A 17,143-nucleotide genomic window follows, 5' to 3' on the forward strand; every position below is an offset into this window, starting at 1 on the left:
CGGTACGGCCGCCCGCATCTTTGCGGCCTCGTTTCCTGGCGGGTTGGCGACGTGGTTCGAGGCGCGTACAAATTTGGAGGGAGGTTGTCCGCGGATAGCGCGGGGTGCTCCTTGGGCAGGTTCAATCACTGGTGGCGAAGCGTGTGGGTATCGGTGTTCGGAGAAGGAGGGGTTCACACATCCTCCGCTCTGGCGAGCACCGTGCTTTTGGGGCACCTATGAATAGAAACTGCACGCTGTGGACACTTAGGGTAGCGTGGTTTGAAAGCGTTTTCTTTGCTTCGTTTCTTTGTCGCTTTGGACAAAGAAATGACGTGCCGCCACGCACAGTGGCTAATAGTGGTAAAGAGAAAATCCAACTCTCGCAGACCACTAACACCGAAAGCACCAACCCGGCATAGACTCCGACCGCTAACCCCAGAACCGACCAACCCGGCATTGACTCCGACCGCTAACCCCAGAACCGACCAACCCGGCATTGACTCTGACCGCTAACCCCAGAACCGACCACCCCGGCATAGACCCCTGACCCCTGGCCCCACTGGACGACTTTTTTTGAGATAGCCATCCTCAACAGCATAGCGGGCGGTTTCGCCGAAAACCTTACCCTCGATGAACCAAAACCGGGTCGTCCGCCCGACCGGTTTACAATAGCGGTGAGTCGCGCTTGTCGCCCGGTTTTGCGCCGGGCATCAATACGAAGAATGAATGCAAAGGCTGACCCCGGGCGCATGACAGGGCCAGTCGACACGAACCGCCGTTCCCGCAATTCCGGGGAACGGCGTGTTGGTTTTTTCTCTCAGCCTGATTTGCGGCACTTTTCCGGTAGATGACGATGTCCACCTCACATTCCCCGCTGTACGAATCCACGCTGAAATCATTGCCCCTGCTGGGGCGCGGCAAGGTCCGCGACAACTACGCAGTCGGCAACGACAAGCTCCTGATCGTCACGACCGATCGCCTCTCGGCGTTCGACGTGATCATGGGCGAGCCCATTCCGAACAAGGGCCGCGTCCTGAACCAGATGGCCGATTTCTGGTTCGCGAAGCTCTCGCACATCGTGCCGAACCACAATACCGGTATCGATCCGGCAACGATCGTCGCCGCCGATGAAGCCGATCAGGTCAAAGGCCGCGCCGTCGTGGTGAAGCGCCTCGAGCCAATCCTGGTGGAAGCGGTCGTGCGCGGTTATCTGGCCGGCAGCGGCTGGAAGGACTATCAGGCAACGGGTTCGGTCTGCGGCGTGGCATTGCCGCCGGGCCTGAAGAACGCCGAAAAACTGCCCGAGCCGATTTTCACGCCGGCAGCGAAAGCGGAAATGGGCCATCACGACGAAAACATCACCTACGATGAGATGGAACGCCGGATCGGCACGGAACTTTCGGCGACCATCCGCGAGATTTCGATCAAGCTGTATAAGGAAGCGGCCGAGTACGCGGCGACGCGCGGCATCATCATCGCGGACACGAAGTTCGAATTCGGGCTGGACACGCGCGGCGAACTGTTCCTGATGGACGAAGTGCTGACGGCGGATTCATCACGCTTCTGGCCGGCCGATGGGTATCAGGTCGGCACGAACCCGCCATCGTTCGACAAACAATTCGTGCGCGACTGGCTCGAAACGCAATCGTGGGGCAAAACGCCTCCGGCGCCGAAGCTCCCCGACGATGTCATCGCGAAAACGGCCGAGAAGTACGAAGAAGCGCTGCAACGGTTGACCGGGCAGTCGCTGGCGTAATTTTTTAGGCGGGGCCGGCCTGGCGCGCAATTCCGCTCGATTCTGCGGGCGGGTCCGGTGGCTCAAACGTGATAACGGTGACGGCAAAAGCTGTCCGGAATCAGCGCACGAGAGCAACGGACCGAAGCAACGGACCGAAGCAACCGGGCCGAAGCAACGGACCCGATTAACGGACCCCGGCGTCCGGCCCTGCAGCGCCCAGTCCCCAAAGCCGTTCCATGACGACTGAAATGCTTTCTATCCGCATCACCCGAAAAAGGCCGCCAAAGGCCTGTCCACCCCAAAGGAATGCAGCACGATGAGCGAAGTCCAGACCGCCACCGCGGCCCACACGCATGACGCACCGTTGATCGGCGTGTTAATGGGTTCCAGTTCCGACTGGGACGTGATGAAAAACGCGGTCGCGATCCTCCAGGAATTCGGCGTGCCTTACGAAGCCAAGGTGGTGTCGGCTCATCGCATGCCCGACGAAATGTTCGCCTACGCCGAAAGTGCGCGCACGCGCGGGCTGGCCGCGATCATCGCGGGGGCGGGCGGCGCGGCGCATCTGCCGGGCATGCTCGCCGCCAAAACCACGGTGCCGGTGCTGGGCGTGCCGGTATCGAGTAAATATTTGAAGGGTGTGGACTCGTTGCATTCGATCGTGCAGATGCCCAAGGGCGTGCCTGTGGCGACGTTTGCTATCGGCGAGGCGGGCGCGGCGAACGCGGCGTTGTTCGCGGTCTCCATACTCGCTGTCACCCAAACCGCTTACGCGGACAAACTCGCGGCATTCCGCGCGCGCCAGAACGACGCGGCGCACGCCATGGTCCTGCCGCCGCTATAAACGCAGCAGTTTTACGGAACACCTCCGGCACTATTTCCGGCCCGAGACCGACTGACCGACCCCACAAGATGAACGCACACACCCAACCCAGTTCTCCCATCCAGCCGGGCGCATGGCTCGGCATGGTCGGCGGCGGCCAGCTCGGCCGCATGTTCTGTTTCGCCGCACAGTCCATGGGCTATCGCGTGGCGGTCCTCGATCCGGACGAGACGAGTCCGGCCGGTTCCGTCGCCGATAAACACATCCGCGCCGCGTACGACGACCCTTCCGCGCTGACCGAACTCGCGCGTTTGTGCGCGGCGGTATCGACGGAATTCGAGAACGTGCCGTCCGCCAGCCTCGATTTCCTCGCGAAAACGACCTTCGTGAGCCCCGCCGGCCGGTGCGTCGCCATCGCGCAGGATCGCGTGGCGGAGAAGCGGTTTATCGCGAGCACTGGCGTGCCTGTGGCGCCGCATGTGGTGATCGAGTCGCCCGAGGCGCTGGCCGCTTTAAGCGACGAACAGATCGCCGCCGTGCTGCCGGGCATTCTGAAAACGGCCCGTCTCGGTTATGACGGCAAAGGCCAGACGAGCGTGCGCAACGTCGATGAAGTGCGCACCGCGTACGGTTCGCTCGCGGGCGTGCCTTGCGTGCTCGAAAAGCGCATGCCGCTCAAGTTCGAGGTGTCCGTGCTGATCGCGCGTGCCGGCGACGGGAAGTCGGTCGTCTTTCCGCTCGCGCAGAACGAACACGTCGGCGGCATCCTGGCGAAGACCGTCGTGCCGGCGCCGGACGCGTCGCCCGCGCTCGTCGCCCAGGCACAGGACGCGGCGCTCACGATCGCCGCGAAGCTGGATTACGTCGGCGTGCTGTGCGTGGAGTTTTTCATCTTGGAAGACGGCACGCTGATCGCCAATGAAATGGCGCCGCGTCCGCATAATTCCGGCCATTACACCGTCGATGCCTGCGCTACCAGCCAGTTCGAACAGCAAGTCCGCGCGATGACCGGCATGCCGCTTGGCGACACACGTCAGCATTCGCCGGCCGCCATGCTGAATATTCTCGGCGACATCTGGTTCGAGGGCACGAAAGCGCGCACGCCGCCGTGGCATGACGTGATCGCGTTGCCGACCGCGCGGCTGCATCTGTACGGCAAGGAGGAAGCGCGGGCCGGCCGGAAGATGGGCCACGTGAATTTCACCGGCGCCACGCTGGAAGAAGTGCGCACGGCGGCGCGCGATTGCGCCCGCATGCTGCACATTGCGCTGGATTAACGTTGATGACTTTCGAAGCTCCCACCGTCGCGCAGATCCAGGAGGCGGCCGCGTTGCTCGATGCCGGGCAACTCGTCGCGTTTCCGACTGAAACCGTCTACGGACTGGGCGGCGATGCCGAGAATCCCGAGGCCATCGCAAGGATCTATGCGGCGAAAGGAAGGCCGTCGAATCATCCGGTGATCGTGCATCTCGCGCCCGGCAGCGACCCGGCGTACTGGGTTCAATCCCTTTCAGCCGATGCGCAGAAACTGATCGATGCCTTCTGGCCCGGCCCGCTCACGCTAATTCTGAAGCGCGCGGCGCACGTGCCGGCGGCTGTCAGCGGCGGGCAGGATTCCGTCGCTATCCGCTGTCCGTCGCATCCAGTCGCGCAGGCGCTGCTCACGACCTTCAGCACTTTGCGCGATGGTCATGGCGGCGTGGCGGGGCCATCGGCGAACCGGTTTGGGCATGTCAGCCCGACCACGGCGCAACATGTCCGCGATGAATTCGGCGCAAGCGTGCATGTGCTGGATGGCGGGGCGGCGAAGGTGGGTATCGAATCGACGATTCTGGATTTATCGCGGGGCTTTCCCGCCTTGCTCCGGCCGGGACATGTGAGTCCGATCGAGATTGCCGATGTGCTTGGCGTGATGCCACGTCTGCCCGATGGCACCGACGCCAGCGCGCCGCGCGCCTCCGGCACACTGAAGGCGCATTACGCGCCGCGCACGCCGCTCAGCTTGTTGCCGTTCGCGGCGCTGGAACCGTTGCTCGCTGCGCATCCGTTCGATGCCAGCAAGAAGCTGGCGCTGGTCGCGCGGGCATCGAGCGCGGGTAAATGGGCGGACGCGCCGAACGTGCATTTCATCGCCGCGCCCGACGATCCGCAGAGCTACGCCCGCGAACTGTACGGGCTGCTGCGCGCGCTCGATTGCGCTGATGTCGAGAGGATTCTGATCGAGACGCTGCCGGTATCGGCGGAATGGAGCGCGGTGAACGACCGGCTGGGGCGTGCGGCAGCGGCGTTTGAGGGGTAGAGGCGCGGCGGGCTGGTGTCCTGCAAAGCAGGATTAGCTAAAAAACCTTTCGAAGTGTCATCACGAAGAGAATTGATATTCCGCTAGCTGACCCGCTTTGGCTTCTTCGACCGCGAGGAGCGTGACCTGGATGAACTGGACGGGAAGCTCAGGATTCTCTTCAACCGCCTTTCCGAGTCTCGCCCAATACTCGATTTGCTTTGGAACCGAGCAATTTTTTGCCGTCGCATGCGGCTTCGCAATCTCGATCAGTTCATCCGATAGTTTGAGTGGCACCGCCATGATGAAGGCCTTCTGAAGTAGGAGAAGCATTATGGCTGATATGCGATTTTTGCAGCCTGCGTGCCCGGAGATTATGGCTTTCTGATCAAAGGCCGCCATCCTCGCGAAGACCGTCGAATAGAGCCTCGGCCGCCCCTCCAAAAAGCAAAACGCCCGGTCTTCCGACCGGGCGTTTCAACATCATCGGCTCATCCGGCCGCGCTTATTTCCCCAGCCCGCTCGCAGCAATCTGCTGTTCCACGTACGTGGAGAACAGCGCATGCAGATGCGTCGTCGGATGGACCGTATCGGCGTACATATACGTCTGGTCCGCGCCGGCAACCGTGTAGGTTTGCGGCGAGCAGAACAGCGACGTAGCGAATGCCGAGGGGTCCGGCTCGCCCAGCTTGGTCGCGGCGGCGGTCATCGCGGCGAGATTACAGGCGGTGTCCGTATTCGATACCGTGAAGCCGTTCGCCTGAAAGTTCGCCTGGATGCCGTCGACCCAGGTGTAGGCATCGACGTAGACCACCTTCGACAACAAGCCCGACTGCTGCAGCGCGCCTTTCAGCGTGCCGTTGAACAACTGCGTTACTTGCGACAAAGTCACGCCTTTATCGGCGCTGGCCAAGCCCTCAGGCGATCCGCCGATGTCAGGAATCGCCGATACCACCACGTGTGTCGCGCCGGCTTGGACCACCCGGCCAACGACCGTCGCCAGGTCGATTGCCGCCTGGCTGATGGCGGTCGTCGCGGCGGTCGTCGCAGCAGTGCCCGCTGCCGTAGCCTGCGCCGGCGTGATGGTTCCCGCGGCGAGCTGGGCCTCGATGTCGGCGGCAGTCGCTTGCTCCACGGTCAGGTTGTAGAAGATGTCGTTGGCGCCGCCGTTCACCAGCACGAGCTGGTTCGCGTTGAACGTGCCATAGGTCCCAATGTACTGGGTCACCTGGTCGTTGATCGGGACAGTCGTGGCCTGCGCAAAGTCGGCGTTCGCCGTGCCCGGGGTGGCGTGGCCAACGCCCGGTTGCGACGTCACGCGTGAGCCGCCTTGTGCATAGCCCAAACCGCCGGCCGGCGAAAGCGGGATGCCGAAGCCGCCGGTGTTCGCCGCCGTCAGCGTGCTGCCGTAATACTGCGCCACGTTCTGGGTCCAGATCTGGCCGGGGTTCGTCGTGAAGCGGCCGCCGCCGAAGCTTGCCGTTGCGACTGGTGCATACGTGCCGACGTCCGAGAGACTGTCGCCGAACGACACCGCTTGCAGTTTCACGCCGCCCGCTGGCGTGTTGTTATTGTTGTTATCGCTGCCGCCGCCGCACGCGGCCAGCATGGCGAACGCGGCGCACGCAGTGGCCGTCTGGATAGCGAGCAGCCAGCGCGTTTGACGCGCGGCGGGTTTCGTCAGGGCGGGTTTCATCGACTTCATCTCCTCGTTCCTCGTTTATCTGGTCATGTGGTCTGCACGCCGCTTCGAGGTTGCTGTCGGCTGGCTTTCCGCTTGAGCGTTGGCTTCGAATCTTCGAACAACATGCACTGCGAACAATGCGTGTCGTCGGCCAAGCGTGGCGATAGCTTACCGAATCTTTAAGAGGATTTGAGATTGTTTCCTACGAGGGTTTGCCTGTGCTTGCAGACCGCGCGCCCTCGGGTTCTAAGTCGGCCAGGAAGCGGCTCATTCAGCCGGTCCCGTGCGGCGCGCGCCCTCGTAAACCCACTCGAGCAGCGCGTCATGCGCCGCCCGGGCCGCTTCGGCACGCGGGTCGTTGATAAAACTCACCACCACGTAGCTCTCGCCATTCTCCGCGCCCACGTAGCCGGCGATGGCCCGCACGTCGCGCAGCGTGCCCGTCTTGATGTGGGCGTTGCCGCCCGCGCCCGCGTTGGTGAGCCGGTTGCGCATGGTGCCGTCCACGCCCGCGATAGGCAACGACTCCACGAAGACCTGCGCCACCGGGCTCGAATTCGCGGCCGTGAGCAGGTCGGCGAGCGATTGCGCCGTGATGTGTTCTTCGCGTGACAGGCCCGAGCCGTTATCGAGGTAAAGGTCGGTCATGGGCAGCGCGTTGTGATGCAGGAACGCCGTGATCGCCGCCGATGATTTCTGCGTGGTCGCGGGCGGTTTGCCCATCGCGGCGCCGATGGTCAGGAACAGGTTGCGCGCCATCACGTTGTTGCTGAACTTGTTGATGTCGCGAACGATGTCCGACAGCACCGGGCTGCGGTGCGTGCCGACGAGCCGCGCGCTGACCGGCGTCGGGCCTTCGCGGGTGGTGCCGTTGAAGGTGCCGCCCGCCTGTTTCCAGAGCGCGAGGAAGCCGCCGGCAAAGAAGGTGGAATGGTCTAGCGCAGCGACGTTGATGGTGCGCGGGCCGCAGCGCAGCGGATAATCGCCGATAAACGATGCCTGCACAAAACCGCCCGTGGTTTGCGCCACGCTCGGCGACGCCGCCGGCAGTGAGCCCGCGCAAGCGCCGCGCGTGACCTTGAGTTCGTTGTCGATCTGCAACTGCGCGAGTTGCGGCAGCACATCGATTGCAACCTGGCCGTCGGGGCTCGGCGTCAACGTGAACGACAGCGACTTGAACGCATACAGCAGCGGGTCCGGGCCGACGTTGTAGGGTGCGCTTTCGTCGGCGTCGAAGGCGGGGAGATCGCGCGTGGAGGCATCGAAGTAGCGTTTGTCCAGGACCAGCGCACCGTCAATGCCCGTGATGCCGTTGCGGCGGATCTGATCCACCAGGTCGATGAGTTCTTCCGGCACGAGTTTCGGATCGCCCGTGCCCTGGATGTACAGGTTGCCGTGAAGGACGCCGTTTGCATCGACTTCACCGTCGGCGTAGGCCGTGGTTTTCCAGCGGTAATCCGGACCCAATAACGACAAGCCCGAGTACGTGGTGACCAGCTTCATGGTGGAGGCGGGCATCATCGGCTGGTTGGCGTTGATCGCGACGAGCGGCACGCCGCCGCTGCCAATTCGTTCGACCACGACGCTCATCGACGAAAGCGGCACGTGGGCGCGTGCAAGCGCCGCCATGACGGTGGCCGGCAGCGGACCGGCCGGGACCGCGACGCGCTGGAACTTCGTCTTCTTCGCCGTTGCGCGTTTCGGCGTTGGTTTCTGCGTTTCCGCCTTTGAGCCGCCACCACCGCGGGCCTCGACGGGCGTGTTCATCGCGAAGGTGAAAGTGGCTGCGGCTATAACCAGGGTCGCGGCTGCGCGCCAACGTTTGGCAAGTGGATTTGTCCTGTTCAGAAATGGTGCTCTATACATGTGGTTGGATCGTGATGTGGTGCGGTTTTGCGGATTGCAGGGCGAGGGTGCCCCAAGCGGTGCAGCTATTGTATGGGGGTTCTGCTTACGGTTTAAGGTTTGCGGGCTTTCAACCGGCAGCGGGTGTAAAGCCTTGGCACTTGGGCCTCAGCGCGGGGCGAGCCGTTCGGGCAGTGAATAACGCTGCATCGTGCGCTCCATGCCATCGATGAACGCCTGCTCCGCCGCGTTCATCTTGCGTCCGCGATGCCACAGCAGATCGACGTCGACATCGACCAGACCCTCTTCCGGCGGCAAACGCCACAGGCGCTGCTGCGTGAGGTCGTCACGGACAATGTGCTCGGGCAGGCAGCCGATGCCATACCCCGCGAAGATCAGCCGCCGCACTTCGTCCAGACTGGGCGACGCCGCCACGATCCGTCCCGTGAACCCACGCTGGTCGCGAAAGACGGTCAGCGGCGACAGGCTGTCGCCAATCTGGTCGCTCGTGAATGACACGAAGTTCTCCGCGAGCAAATCTTCCATGGTCAGCCCATGCCGCCCGAACAGGCGATGGTACCGGCCACAAAAAATGGCATATCGTTGGCGCAGGAAACAACGCTGCTCGAGTTTATCGATGGGCGTGCGGCACAGGCTGAGCCCCGCCGTCGCGGTTTTTTGCAGCAGAGACGAAATGATGTCCGACGACCGCATTACCTCGATATGCAAGTCGATACGCGGATAAGTCCGATGGAATTCGCCGAGAAACTCGTCATACACGCCTGAATCGATACGGCTCACCGTGAGCAGGCGGATCGAACCGGTGATGTCTTCGCTGCGGTCATCGAGCTCGGTTTCGAGCCTCGACATATGGCCGTAGATATCGCTTGCGATCCGGTACACCTCTTCGCCCGCGTGCGTTGGCTCGAAGTGCGGGCCACGGCGCTGGATCAGGTTGCGCCCGAGCGTGTCCTCCAGGCGCTTGAGCGCCTGGCTCACCGCCGGTTGCGTGAGATGCAGGCGCGCGGCGGCGCGGCTCACGCTGCGCTCCTGCATGATGACGAGGAAGGTCCGCAGCAGGTTCCAGTCGAGCCGGTCGTTCAGGAACCGCGCGATATCTACACGCCGTTGAGCCATGGGGAAATGTCCTGGGTATTAGCCAAACTTATACGGCGAATAATAAATCGAAATTGGACTAATGTTTTATGGCTGGCGATAAAACGCCCTGACCATCTGCATTAAAACAAGCGAATCAGGAGCCACCGTGACCCCAACACCCAGTCCGACTCGCCAGCCCGTGCGCGCGGCGGCCGCCGCTTTCATCGGCACGATGATCGAGTGGTACGACTTTTATATCTACGCCACCGCCGCCGCGCTTGTGTTCGGCGAGCTGTATTTTCCATCGCATGATCCGTTCATCAGCACGATGGCGTCGTTCGCCACGTTCGCCGTCGGATTCTTCGCGCGGCCGCTGGGCGGGCTGATCTTCGGTCATCTCGGCGACAAGATCGGCCGCAAGAAAGCGCTGATGACCACGCTGATGATGATGGGTGTGGCGACCGTATGCGTCGGCTTGCTGCCGGCTTACGCGAAGGTCGGTCTGCTCGCGCCGGTGCTGCTCGTGTTGCTGCGCGTGGTTCAGGGCATTGCGGTGGGCGGCGAATGGGGCGGGGCGGTGCTGATGGCGGCCGAACATGCGCCTAAAGGAAGGCGGACGTTTTTCGCATCGTTCGCGCAACTCGGCAGCCCCGCCGGACTGATTCTTTCGCTGGTCGCGTTTCGCGCGGTGACGTCGATGCCGCATGAGGCGTTCATCGCGTGGGGCTGGCGCCTGCCGTTTCTGGTGAGCGCGGTGTTGCTTGTGGTCGGCATCTTGATTCGAATGGGCGTGAACGAGTCGCCGGAATTCGAGCGCGAGAAGCTGTCCAGGCGCACGGTGGAATTGCCGATTGCCGAAGTGTTCCGCTCGTCGGGCGCGCTGGTCGCGTTTTGCATCGGTGCAAATACGATTGGCATTGCCGGCGTGTATTTCACCAATACCTTCATGATTTCGTACACCACACAGTATGTGGGCGTGACGAAATCGCTGATCCTCGATTGCCTGTTTGCGGTCGCGATCATCCAGTTCTTCACGCAGCCGCTGGCCGCGTTGCTCGCCGAAAAGATCGGCAGTGCGCGCTTCCTGAAGCTCACGGCCCTGTGCGCGATGATCTCGCCGTATCCCATGTTCATCCTCGTGCAAAGCGGCAACATGGTGTCGATGATTATCGGCATCGCTATTGCCGTGGTCTGCATGGCGAGCTTTTATTCGGTCATCGCAGGGTTTGTCAGCGGCGTGTTCCCGGTGCGTGTGCGCTACTCCGCGATCTCGATTTCGTATCAGGTTTGCGGCGCGATTGCGGGCGGCTTGACGCCGCTTGTCGGCACTTGGCTTGCACATAGGTTCACGGGGCAATGGTGGCCGCTGGCGGTGTTTTATACGTGTCTCGCCGGGATTTCGCTGCTGTCGATCGTCGCGCTTGATGCATTGAAACATCGTCGCGCCGATGCACCGGAAGCACTGGCTACTCGCTGAATCTAGAGGATAACGAAGCATGTTGAAAATCGACGGCCCACGCCTGTGGGCGACCCTGACGGAGATGGCGAAAATCGGCGCGACGCCCAAGGGCGGCGTGCGTCGTCTTGCGCTGACGGAAGAAGACCGGCGTGGCCGCGAGTTGTTCGCCACGTGGTGCAGCGAAGCGGGAATGACCGTGCGTACCGATGAAGTCGGCAACCTGTTCGCGCGTCGCGAAGGCTCGGATGCGAAAGCGAAACCCGTGCTGATCGGCAGTCATCTCGACACACAGCCTGAAGGCGGTCGCTTCGATGGCGTCTACGGCGTTCTGGCCGCGCTCGAAGTCGTGCGCACGTTGAACGATCACGGCGTGTTGACGGAGAAGCCCATCGAGATTGTCTCGTGGACGAACGAAGAGGGTGCGCGCTTTACGCCGGCCATGCTTGGTTCGGCGGTGTTTGTCGGCGCGACGCCGCTGGAAACAGCATTGCAGACCAAGGACGCAGACGGCGTGACGTTGCGCGAGGCTTTGAATGAAAGCGGTTACGCCGGAACGCGCGGACTTGGCGTTGAGAACGTCGATTCGTATTTCGAGGCGCATATCGAACAAGGGCCCATTCTGGAGAGCCACGGCAATCCTATCGGCGTTGTTACAGGCGGTCAGGCGATCCGCTGGCTTGATGTCGAAGTGATGGGCGTGGCCGCCCACGCCGGCACGACGCCGATGCCGTATCGGAAGGACGCGTTGTTTGCGAGCGCGGCGATGGCGCTTGAACTTGAAGCCATCGCGCAACGTTTCGCGCCGCTCGGCTTGGTCACGATTGGTCAGGTGGACGTGCCGAATTCATCGCGTAACACCATTGCCGGGCGCGTTGCGTTCACCGTCGATCTGCGTCATCCGGATGACAAGAAAATCGACGCGATGGAACACGAAGTCCGCACGGCCTTCGGCAAGATCGCCGGGGATCGTGGGCTTGAAGCCGCCATCGCAACATACTGGAAAAGCCCTGCCACGCCGTTTGATTCCGCGTGCGTAGATCTCGTGGAAGAAGCCGCGGAAGGCTTCGGCTACGCATACGAGCGTATTGTCAGCGGAGCGGGTCACGATGCAATCCACCTCGCGCGGCACGTGCCCACGGCCATGGTTTTTATCCCCTGCGTAGACGGTCTTTCGCACAACGAAGCCGAGGACGCGCTTCCCGAAGACGTCACCTGCGGCGCGAATGTTTTGATCAATGCGGTACTGGCGCGTGCGGTGATCGGCGCAACGGTTGACGCGTAACAAGGACCGGACAATGCTGACTTATTTCCATCCCTCCCAACTGAAACATCATCCACGCACGTACCTTTCTCGTGGTCAGATGCGCACGCCGCAGGAGATTCCTGAGCGCGCGTTGCGACTGGTCGATGCGTCGAAGGCCATGGGTTTCGATGTCCGCGAACCCGCCGACTTTGGCGCTGCGCCGCTCGCTGCCGTGCATGGCATGAACTACTTGCGCTTCCTTGAGGAAGCGCATCGCGAGTGGAAGAAGGTGCCGGCTGAATGGGGCGACGAAGTAATGTCGAATGTGTATATCCGCGAGAACAATCCGCTGCGTGGCGTGCTTGGACAAGCAGCACGTTATCTCGCCGATGGCAGCTGCCCGGTCGGCCCCGACACGTACGAATCCGCCTACTGGTCGGCGCAAAGTGCGCTGGCGGGGGCGAACGCGATCATCGAAGGCGCGCGCGAGGCGTATGCGTTGTGCCGGCCGCCGGGGCATCATGCGCGCGCCGAAGCGGCGGGCGGTTTCTGTTACCTGAACAACGCAGCAATCGCGGCACAGGCGCTGCGTGGGAAATACGGCCGCGTCGCCATCCTCGATACCGACATGCACCATGGCCAGGGCATACAGGAAATCTTCTACGATCGCAGCGACGTGCTGTACGTCTCCATTCACGGCGACCCGACGAACTTCTACCCGGTCGTAGCCGGCTTTGACGACGAGCGTGGCGAGGCAGCCGGCGACGGTTACAACGTGAATTTGCCGATGCCGCATGGGTCATCGGAGGAAGTGTTTTTTGATTCCCTCGATACCGCCACGCGTGTGCTTGAGCGCTTCCAGCCGGACGTTCTGGTGCTGGCGCTGGGCTTCGACATCTACAAGGACGATCCCCAGTCGATGGTCGCGGTGACAACCGAAGGATTCGGCAAGCTGGGCGCTCAGATTGGCGCACTGAAATTGCCGACGCTAATCGTGCAGGAGGGCGGGTATCACATCGATACACTGGAGGTGAATGCGCGCGCATTCTTCGATGGGTTTGGCGCGGGACGTTGATGGGTAGTTCTGAGTAGACTCCATCAATCATGCTCACGAATGCACCAGCCCGGTGTCGGATTGAATACGGAGCGATGATGCAGGGTAGAGATGCGAGCAGACAGTTAGTGCGGAAGATCGAGTAGCGTTGATGCGATTGAGCCGATCCTCGGACAGGCGGGAGGCCGATAGGGCGCGTGCAAATCTTTGGAGTCCGGACGGGCAGTCCGGCGAGTGATCGGCACGCGAGCCGAAGGAGTGCACCATCCCACGCGGCGATTAGCTCGGGCGGAGTGGATGCATTTCAAGCCCTGCCAAGAACCGGTCGGCCGGGCAGCGCGGACGAAGCAACCGTGGGCTGCGCGAGAGTGATCCTCTGCGAACCAGGACCGACTTTGTGGACCTTGCCGTGCCTGGAGGCGGAAATCGACCGCCGATGCGCCGTCGCTATCGCGCACGGCTAGTATTATGCTGCCCCAAAGAAGGGGGCCGGCGTCGGCTATGGCACACCCTGAGCGGGCGTAGCACCAAGAGGCGGCAGAGCGCTCGGGCGTACGGTTGCAGCTTTGTAGTGGTCAAGTTATTTCGGACAGGTTGTTAGGTACTTTTACTGCCATTTTGGCCTCGTAGGCACTGGGCGACAGATAGCCCAAAGTCGAGTGCAGCCGCACGCAATTGTAGAAGCCGACGATGTACTGATTGATGTCGCTTCGGGCCTCATCATGGTTGGCGTATTGACGCTGCCACAAGCGTTCCATCTTCAGATTCAGAAAGAATCTTTCCATCACAGAATTGTCCCAACAATTTCCCTTGCGACTCATACTGCAAACGACATGATGTTGCTTAAGCAAGGCTTGGTATTCAGCACCCGCATACTGGCTACCGCGATCCGAATGGAGTACCAATCCCGGCGCTGGGCGACGTTGCTGTAGGGCTTGATCCAGTGCCGAGACGACCAATCCAGCCAGCATGGTCGGCGCCATCGCCCAGCCCACCACCTTGCGTGAATGCAGGTCCAGCACCACGGCCAGGTAGAGCCACCCCTGCGCAGTACGGATGTACGTTATATCCGACACCCACGCCCGATTGGGCTGTGCCACCTCAAATTGCCGCTGCAGCACATTCTCGGCCACTGGCAGCTTATGACGGCTGTCGGTGGTCGAGACGAACTTACGTTTCCAGTTCGTACGCAAGTCCATTTCGCGCATGAGCGTACGCACGCGATGACGCCCGATGCGCACTCCCTTGGCTTGCAGCGCATGCATCACACGTCTGCTACCGTAGTTCCTGCCGCTGGCGGCGAAGGCAGCCCTGACATGTGTTTTCTCTTGCACACGCCTGGGGCTAGGCCGTGTCTGCCGGTGTGCGTAATATCCCGAGCGGCTCACCTGCAATAGCCGGCAAGCGTGACTGACCGAGACGGCCTTCTCTTGCAATTGAGTGACCACTCGGTAGCTCACTTCAGTTCCCGTGCAAAGAAGGCCGACGCTTTTTTTAGTATGGACACGTCCTCGCGCAATTGCCGGTTCTCCGTTTCGAGTTGCCGGATGCGTTGTTGTTCGCTTGTCAGCGGCTTACCCTCGCCGGGACCACCCGCGCACTCCGCGTCGTATTGAGCGACCCAGCGTCGAACCGCTGTATCGACAAGCCCCATCGACCGGCAAACCTCGCCCACCGATAATCCCTGGTCCCTTACCATACGTACCACTTCCAGCTTGAAGCTGGCGTCAAATTGTCGGCGCCTTTTTGTCATTTACTCTTTTCCCTCATCGATTCAGCATTGTCCGCCTATCGACCTGTCCGAGGAAATTAGACCACTACACTTTTGTGCCAGCAGGCGCGCGGTGAGATTCGACCGTTCTCGCAGGACGAATCCGACGCGCTCTCGCATGCTAACCTCGCTCATATATGGGCAGAGCGCAGAGCTGATCTTCGCGGTGAGACACCGGCCAAAGTCGCAAGCGCTGCAAGTTGGCTTGCCGGATGCAACAGTCGGGAACTGACGCTTCTCACCAGCGCTGCTGCGCGCCGTACCCTCTCCGTTTGCCTGCCGGAAGACCTGAACCGGCGATGCGCACGTCACTCCCGTGTACCTGGCAATCCGATCGTGATGGTGCTCTATAACGGCCCATCCGCACCAGCAAACTCACGACAAAGCGCTCGACTAGCGGGCATGGCTGACTGTCGGATGATTGCCAAAATATGCGCCGGGACCCAACGTCATCGAACGCACTTGGCGTGACCTCAAACAGCGGTGTCTTGCCAATCGCACTTTCCGGTATGTTGAATATCTCGGTTCTCAATGTACCAGCGCAATCGCGTGAAACGTTAGGAATATTGAGATGCTGTTTGTGAGGATTGTAAATTCGAATGCGATGGCAGTTATCCCAAAAACATGAGCATCCAGCAATCTGCTAGATTTAGCCCATCGTTATCAACAATCTGATATATCAAAATTGAAAAGGGCACTTTCGTACTTGCCCGTCTCCGACGATGTTTTTGCTCAACGCTTTAAAGTGGTTCCTTCCCTGACTATCGGGTTAGGCTTCCTCGGCTATGCAATCATTTCAGTTTTGTATACACGAGTCTTCATCCAGTACTGCTAAATTTAAAGGTTGCGAGATTTTCATGGCACAGGATATTTTCCTTAAAATAAATGGCATTGACGGCGAATCGCAGGATGCCTCGCACCTGAACGAGATCGATGTGATCGGTTGGCGTTGGAAGGTCTCGCAGCAATCCGCCATGATGTCGGGTTCCGGCGGCGGCGCGGGTAAGGCCACGGTTTCCGATCTGGCATTCACGCACCAGCTAGACCGCGCCAGCCCGAACCTGGCCAAATATTGTTTCACGGGTAAGCATATCGACCAGATGCAATTGACTATGCGAAAGGCGGGAGGGCTACCATTCGAGTACCTCAAGATCACCATGTATGACGTGGTCATCACCCAAGTTGAGCTTGTCGGCGGCGGCGATGTTTGTCACGAAGACGTACACCTTTCTTTTTCAACGATGAAGCATGAGTACTTCGTACAGAACCAGTTAGGGGGAAGTGGCGGCGCTGTAACCGCTACGTTGTACATCAAGGACAACACGACAAAGTGACCTGAGGTAAAACAAATGCCGGTCAAATGCACTTTTGTTCTTAACAAGCTCACGACTTCGTCCCTTACCTGCGAGGGAACCTCATCAATTGCGGCCTTTTCGGGAACGGATCAAGGCCTGGACAATCCCGATGAAACGGCTATGGAAAACGTCGGACCGCTTCCCAAAGGGACGTACTACCTCGTAGACCGCCAGTCGGGGGGCTACCTGGGTTTCCTATACGATTGGTGGGAGGCGCACGGCTACGGTTCAACCGACAGACGTACTTGGTTCATGCTCTGGAATCCGACATCGGGCGACACGACAAACATCAATGGTATCAAGCGAGGTAATTTCAGGTTGCACCCCAAAGGCCCCTTGGGTTTAAGTCACGGTTGCATTACGGTCGTAACCCCCTATGAGTTCGACCGCCTTCAAAAATTCATCCGTTCGCAAGGACAGACCCTGCCAGTACCGGGCACAACGTTGCGAGCCTATGGAACAGTCGAGGTCAAGTGAGAAATGTCATTTGTGAAACGGGTATTGCGATACGTTGCTTGGGGCATGGCGTCATCTATCGGAGGATGGCAACTAACGTATGTCATCGCCGCGCTCCCGTTCAATATGCCGATGTTTGTGGAGACATTTATTCGATTCTGCCTGTCCGTAACCGGAGCCGAATATCTGGGAAACCCAGAGGATATGGCAACACTCGCGTTGGTGCTCTATTGGGCAATAGCTACGCTACTAGTCGGCGCTCTTCTCTTCCTCTGTTATTTCGCACTATGCGGCTATCGAGTCAGAAAAATCCGCAGCCAGTGAGACATGATCAAGTCGCACTTTCACGGCACAGCT

15 protein-coding genes are annotated in these 17,143 nt (G+C 60.6%); 10 read left to right on the forward strand and 5 right to left on the reverse strand.

Annotated elements, in window-relative coordinates; translation table 11 throughout:
• The first annotated feature begins 835 nt into the window (after positions 1–835).
• The 4 genes from ACSQ8V_RS03145 (at position 836) to ACSQ8V_RS03160 (ending at position 4,842) form a co-directional block, all read left to right on the forward strand.
• Positions 836–1,738, forward strand: coding sequence for a phosphoribosylaminoimidazolesuccinocarboxamide synthase (locus tag ACSQ8V_RS03145; protein WP_436204867.1), 903 nt, complete (start codon positions 836–838; stop codon positions 1,736–1,738).
• Positions 1,739–2,036: 298 nt separating this feature from the next.
• Complete coding sequence (gene purE / locus ACSQ8V_RS03150; RefSeq protein WP_097265832.1) at positions 2,037–2,564, forward strand: 5-(carboxyamino)imidazole ribonucleotide mutase; 528 nt, start codon at positions 2,037–2,039, stop codon at positions 2,562–2,564.
• Positions 2,565–2,632: 68 nt separating this feature from the next.
• On the forward strand, positions 2,633–3,820 hold the full coding sequence (locus tag ACSQ8V_RS03155; RefSeq protein WP_213768652.1) for a 5-(carboxyamino)imidazole ribonucleotide synthase: 1,188 nt from the start codon (positions 2,633–2,635) through the stop codon (positions 3,818–3,820).
• Between the two features lie 5 nt (positions 3,821–3,825).
• Complete coding sequence (locus ACSQ8V_RS03160) at positions 3,826–4,842, forward strand: L-threonylcarbamoyladenylate synthase (protein ID WP_213768653.1); 1,017 nt, start codon at positions 3,826–3,828, stop codon at positions 4,840–4,842.
• A gap of 60 nt (positions 4,843–4,902) precedes the next feature.
• On the opposite strand, the gene ACSQ8V_RS03165 is transcribed toward ACSQ8V_RS03160, so the two are convergent.
• From ACSQ8V_RS03165 to ACSQ8V_RS03180, 4 genes are all read right to left on the reverse strand, one after another.
• Positions 4,903–5,223 carry a TA system antitoxin ParD family protein gene (locus tag ACSQ8V_RS03165; protein WP_436204868.1) on the reverse strand — a complete coding sequence of 107 codons (321 nt, stop codon included), beginning with the start codon at positions 5,221–5,223 and terminating at the stop codon, positions 4,903–4,905.
• 103 nt (positions 5,224–5,326) lie between these two features.
• Positions 5,327–6,517, reverse strand: a complete 1,191-nt coding sequence (locus tag ACSQ8V_RS03170; RefSeq protein ID WP_436180858.1) for an SGNH/GDSL hydrolase family protein — start codon at positions 6,515–6,517, stop codon at positions 5,327–5,329.
• A 255-nt stretch (positions 6,518–6,772) separates the two neighbouring features.
• The gene (gene dacB / locus ACSQ8V_RS03175; protein WP_436204869.1) at positions 6,773–8,371 is read right to left on the reverse strand and encodes a D-alanyl-D-alanine carboxypeptidase/D-alanyl-D-alanine endopeptidase; all 1,599 of its coding nucleotides are present in this window, start codon (positions 8,369–8,371) and stop codon (positions 6,773–6,775) included.
• A 147-nt stretch (positions 8,372–8,518) separates the two neighbouring features.
• Positions 8,519–9,487: a LysR family transcriptional regulator gene (locus tag ACSQ8V_RS03180; protein WP_436204870.1), complete on the reverse strand. Its 969-nt coding sequence runs from the start codon at positions 9,485–9,487 to the stop codon at positions 8,519–8,521.
• 127 nt (positions 9,488–9,614) lie between these two features.
• On the opposite strand from ACSQ8V_RS03180, the gene ACSQ8V_RS03185 reads away from it, so the two are divergent.
• The 3 genes from ACSQ8V_RS03185 to ACSQ8V_RS03195 are packed head-to-tail and all read left to right on the forward strand — an operon-like array spanning position 9,615 to position 13,225.
• A complete protein-coding gene (locus tag ACSQ8V_RS03185; RefSeq protein ID WP_436204871.1) occupies positions 9,615–10,925 on the forward strand; it encodes an MFS transporter in 1,311 nt (436 codons plus the stop codon).
• A 19-nt stretch (positions 10,926–10,944) separates the two neighbouring features.
• A complete protein-coding gene (locus ACSQ8V_RS03190; protein ID WP_436204872.1) occupies positions 10,945–12,189 on the forward strand; it encodes a Zn-dependent hydrolase in 1,245 nt (414 codons plus the stop codon).
• A 13-nt stretch (positions 12,190–12,202) separates the two neighbouring features.
• Positions 12,203–13,225: a histone deacetylase family protein gene (locus tag ACSQ8V_RS03195; RefSeq protein WP_436204873.1), complete on the forward strand. Its 1,023-nt coding sequence runs from the start codon at positions 12,203–12,205 to the stop codon at positions 13,223–13,225.
• 554 nt (positions 13,226–13,779) lie between these two features.
• Here the strand turns inward: ACSQ8V_RS03195 and ACSQ8V_RS03200 are convergent.
• Positions 13,780–14,957, reverse strand: a protein-coding gene (locus ACSQ8V_RS03200; RefSeq protein ID WP_436204874.1) for an IS3 family transposase whose coding sequence is annotated in 2 segments (ribosomal slippage) — positions 13,780–14,690 and positions 14,690–14,957 — 1,179 coding nt in all. Because the reading frame shifts where the segments join, the coding sequence is not laid out codon by codon here.
• A gap of 439 nt (positions 14,958–15,396) precedes the next feature.
• On the opposite strand from ACSQ8V_RS03200, the gene ACSQ8V_RS03205 reads away from it, so the two are divergent.
• The 3 genes from ACSQ8V_RS03205 (at position 15,397) to ACSQ8V_RS03215 (ending at position 16,807) form a co-directional block, all read left to right on the forward strand.
• Positions 15,397–15,528: a hypothetical protein gene (locus tag ACSQ8V_RS03205; RefSeq protein WP_436180863.1), complete on the forward strand. Its 132-nt coding sequence runs from the start codon at positions 15,397–15,399 to the stop codon at positions 15,526–15,528.
• A 304-nt stretch (positions 15,529–15,832) separates the two neighbouring features.
• Positions 15,833–16,309 (forward strand): Hcp family type VI secretion system effector, encoded by a 477-nt coding sequence (locus ACSQ8V_RS03210; protein WP_436180864.1) that lies wholly within the window; start codon positions 15,833–15,835, stop codon positions 16,307–16,309.
• Between the two features lie 15 nt (positions 16,310–16,324).
• Positions 16,325–16,807 (forward strand): DUF2778 domain-containing protein, encoded by a 483-nt coding sequence (locus ACSQ8V_RS03215; protein ID WP_436204875.1) that lies wholly within the window; start codon positions 16,325–16,327, stop codon positions 16,805–16,807.
• Positions 16,808–17,143: the final 336 nt, after the last annotated feature.

Source organism: Caballeronia sp. LjRoot31 (genome assembly GCF_964253885.1).
Classification (GTDB): domain Bacteria; phylum Pseudomonadota; class Gammaproteobacteria; order Burkholderiales; family Burkholderiaceae; genus Caballeronia.